The organism is Pauljensenia sp. UMB3104 (assembly GCF_030217285.1).
GTDB lineage: Bacteria > Actinomycetota > Actinomycetes > Actinomycetales > Actinomycetaceae > Pauljensenia.
The window spans coordinates 1-235 of the sequence record NZ_JASONN010000613.1 but is presented as its reverse complement, the minus strand read 5'-3'; the positions used below and the strand labels follow the sequence as shown (position 1 = coordinate 235).

The following is a 235-nucleotide window of genomic DNA, read 5'->3' as shown; positions in this document are numbered from 1 at the left end:
ACGTTGGCCTTGTAATTGAAAGACCTGGTCCAGGTAAGATTCACTCGTCTCCAAAATGTCAGCTAGGTCTTGCTTGCTTAATCCAGTCTTATTAAAGGCTGTTTTAAGCACTTGTTTAGTTTCTTCTCTTTGCGATTGGGTTAAAGACATGGTCATCGGTCTCCTTTCTAGCTTATATTATAAACTTTGCCCTAGAAATAAGAGAATAATCCGCCTAGTCCATGTTACAATACTG

At 39.1% G+C, this 235-nt stretch carries 1 protein-coding gene; it reads right to left on the bottom strand.

Translation table 11 applies throughout. The annotated features are described in order from the left end of the window. On the bottom strand, positions 1–150 hold a 150-nt coding region (locus QP415_RS14165), incomplete at its 3' end, for a DUF2316 family protein (RefSeq protein WP_442953500.1). Positions 151–235 lie beyond the last annotated feature (85 nt).